The sequence below is a fragment of the Qaidamihabitans albus genome, assembly GCF_016464705.1.
In the GTDB taxonomy this organism is placed as follows: Bacteria; Actinomycetota; Actinomycetes; order Mycobacteriales; family Pseudonocardiaceae; genus Qaidamihabitans; species Qaidamihabitans albus.
On sequence record NZ_JAEHOB010000039.1, the window covers coordinates 1 to 2,894 of the forward strand.

Annotated in this window: 5 protein-coding genes and 1 pseudogene; 2 read left to right on the forward strand and 4 right to left on the reverse strand. The window is 67.9% G+C overall.

Annotated features, from left to right (window positions below; all coding sequences use genetic code 11):
- Positions 1-132: 132 nt before the first annotated feature.
- Both JAP66_RS31655 and JAP66_RS31660 read left to right on the forward strand, forming a co-directional pair.
- A pseudogene (locus tag JAP66_RS31655) lies at positions 133-271 on the forward strand (IS256 family transposase); the annotation flags it as partial.
- A 31-nt stretch (positions 272-302) separates the two neighbouring features.
- Positions 303-533, forward strand: coding sequence for a hypothetical protein (locus JAP66_RS31660; RefSeq protein ID WP_199435555.1), 231 nt, complete (start codon positions 303-305; stop codon positions 531-533).
- 164 nt (positions 534-697) lie between these two features.
- Here JAP66_RS31660 and JAP66_RS33125 read toward each other — a convergent pair whose 3' ends face one another.
- From JAP66_RS33125 to JAP66_RS31680, 4 genes are all read right to left on the reverse strand, one after another.
- On the reverse strand, positions 698-1,126 hold the full coding sequence (locus JAP66_RS33125) for a hypothetical protein (RefSeq protein WP_199435552.1): 429 nt from the start codon (positions 1,124-1,126) through the stop codon (positions 698-700).
- A gap of 350 nt (positions 1,127-1,476) precedes the next feature.
- Entirely contained in the window at positions 1,477-1,650 is a 174-nt protein-coding gene (locus JAP66_RS31670) for a hypothetical protein (protein ID WP_199435553.1), read from the reverse strand.
- Positions 1,651-2,024: 374 nt separating this feature from the next.
- On the reverse strand, positions 2,025-2,300 hold the full coding sequence (locus JAP66_RS31675) for a hypothetical protein (protein ID WP_199435556.1): 276 nt from the start codon (positions 2,298-2,300) through the stop codon (positions 2,025-2,027).
- On the reverse strand, positions 2,201-2,509 hold the full coding sequence (locus JAP66_RS31680) for a molybdopterin cofactor-binding domain-containing protein (RefSeq protein ID WP_199435554.1): 309 nt from the start codon (positions 2,507-2,509) through the stop codon (positions 2,201-2,203). Before JAP66_RS31680 ends, JAP66_RS31675 begins: the two co-directional genes overlap by 100 nt.
- Positions 2,510-2,894: the final 385 nt, after the last annotated feature.

The window sequence follows — 2,894 nt, forward strand, 5'->3', positions numbered from 1 at the left end:
ATCAGACCAAGACCAGATCCACCGTTACCCGGACAGTCCCCCTACGTGCGGCCGTCGGCGCCCTGGCGGTAGGGGCCATCGCGTGAGTCTCCGCGTGAACCGAGCAAGGATCTCGTAGAGAGGTGCCACACGATGGCCTTGTATCAGTCTGCCCTGTTGGAAGTCCTGGACGCACTCAAGGTGGCCGATGTTGGTTATCGTGTTCGTCAGACAGCGGAGACGATCTATCAAAGCGTTGATCGAGGCTGAGTCGACTGCGGTGAACGGCGCGGGCTCCGGGCGAGCGTCCAGTGGAGCGCACTGTGAACAAGCTGATCGTGCAGCGACAGGCGCAGGGCGCGCTGCAGGCAGGCAACCCGAGCGGATCGAGATCGCACTGTTCGCGACGCGTGCAGGGCATCGCGACGATCATCAACGGCAACATCGTAAGCCGGAACTGCTCGACGAACTCGTGGAGACCGCCGTCGAACAGTTCCTGCGAGGAATCGGACCGCTCGTGTAACGCAGTCGCGGCGCCGCGCAGCCGGACATAGCCTCACAGGACCGTGTCTGTGTGCAGCAACTGGGCGAGCACGGTGCCTGGGTGCTGGAACCGATGCCCGGTGGGCATCGTGCACCTGCACAGCGGTTCTGCCGACGCGCCCGGCCGGGAGGGCGGCATGATAGACACGTCCGCGCTCGTCCTGGCCACCGGTGCTTAGACCGTGCGCTGCCGTTGCTCGGCTGGGAGCTGCCCGGCGTCTACACGGCTGGTGCGGCACAGGCGCTCGCGAAAGGTCAGCGCGTCGCCGTCGGCAATCAGGTGCTGGTTGCCGGCACCGAGCGGCAGGTCGAGATCGATGCCGTCTGCGTGGGCTACGGCTACCCCGCAGCGCGATCTGGCCGTCGCCGCGAGCTGTGCCGTCCACCACGGTGCGGTGCGGGTCGACGCGGCACAGCCCCCACCGCGCCGGGTGTGTTCGCAGCAGACCAGCTGACCGGGATCCGCGGTGCCGAGCTCGCCGCCGCCGAAGGCGCGGTCGCTCGTACCTCGCTGCCCGACTCGCCGGTGGGCGAGCCGAATCGCCCGTCGGCGCGCTGCGTCGCGTACGCTCTCGCCGCCACGTCGCCGCCACGTCGCCGCCACGTCGCCGCCACGTCGCCGCCACGCTCGACCCAGGTTTACCCGATGCGCCCGGTTGGCGGAGCCGGCTGCGTGACGACACGCTCGCCTGCCGCTGCGAGGAGGTCTGCTACGGCGAGCTGTGCCGTGCCCTCGACGGCCGCGACGCACGGGGCGCGCGGTTCCTCAAGCTCGTCAACAGGGTCGGCCTCGCTCTGTGCCAGGGCCGAAACTGCGGACGCAACATCTCCGAGCTTGCCGTCACTTCGCCCTCCGGCCGGCGAAGCGGCGGATCGTGTGCGGACCGCCATCGTCACGCCGCCTCGCAGCGAGGGGAGGGGCGACGCCTCCCACCCTCGCCGCGGTAGCCCGGTTCAGCGAGCCGAGACCGGATCACCCTGGCTCTCGATGCGGAAGTAGTCGAAGGCCACGTCGAGATCGGTGAAGATCCCGTCCCGGTTGAACGCCGTGAGCCCGGCTTGCCGGCTCCGCGTCCAAGGTCGTGGCCGAACCGAATCGGCGACGGCCGGTATTGCTACGGCGGGCATGAGTACAGGATCGGAGTCTCCGGACTCACCGGGGCGATTCAGTCGCCATGACCGTCCTCGGCGGCGAGGTCGTCTACGACGCGTCGGATGACACGCCTTCTTCGACTGTCTCCACCGCATCCGCGGCGAGCGGCCTCGCGAAGTACATGAGTACCGGCTGCTGCCACGTCTGAGCGCTCCGACGGAAGCNGATGACACGCCTTCTTCGACTGTCTCCACCGCATCCGCGGCGAGCGGCCTCGCGAAGTACATGAGTACCGGCTGCTGCCACGTCTGAGCGCTCCGACGGAAGCTTCCGTTGTCGGCAGTAGGTCGTGAGAGTTCGGCGATCGGGTGCGCGTGTCCCGCAGGGCACTGAGAACCCGGCCGAACACTCATGACCGCTGGCGGGCCGCGTCGAGGTAGGCGTTCATGGTGCGGACGGTGTGCGCACGGGTGGCCTGCTCGACATCGCCCGCCGACGCGCCACCGCACGAGGTCGAGGATGTGTTCGTGCGAGTTGACCGAGGCGGCGGGCCGCGTGGCAGGAAGGTGAAGCTGGAGCGGCGGATCAGAGACATGCGGTGCCATTCGCGGTCGAGCAGGTTGCGGTTTGGGCACGGGGCGCAGAGCGGCCGATGGAATTGCTCGTTGAGCTCGGTGAACTGCACGGGGTTGAGGTCGGAGCCGTGCACGGCACGCATGCGTTCGTTGAGAGCGCGGCGGCCTCGTCGAGGCCTACCAGCCGCGCGGCCGCCACGGTGAGCAGCGTGTGGGACGAGGTGGGGCCCTTGGCGCCGAAACCCCCGCCAAGGTAGGGCGAGATGATCCGGACGTTCTCCGGCCGCAGGTCGAACGCGGTCGAGAACGCTGACGACACGACCCCACGGAGAAGACGACGCCCTGTGCGCTCTCGTACAGCGTCAGCGAGTCGCCGTCCCAGACGGCGGTGGTGGTGTGCGGTTCGATCGGGTTGTGGTGCTGCATCGAACTGTGTACTCGTGCTCGACCCGCACCTCGGCCTCCTCGAGCACCGCGGCAGCGTCAGCCGCTGAGCTCATTGAGACTGAGCGCTGGGTGCAGATTCTCTAGGCGGTTGCTGGGTGGGTGTCGTCGACTTCGCCGGTTTTGAACTGGCGCGCGTCGGGATTGAGGTGTCGTTGTTGTCCGTCGGTGATCTGGTTGACGGGGCGCTGGGGAAATGTCCACGCAAGCACCGGGTGACCCGAGTCAGTCCTGCATGGCTTCGGTGATGAACTCCGGTG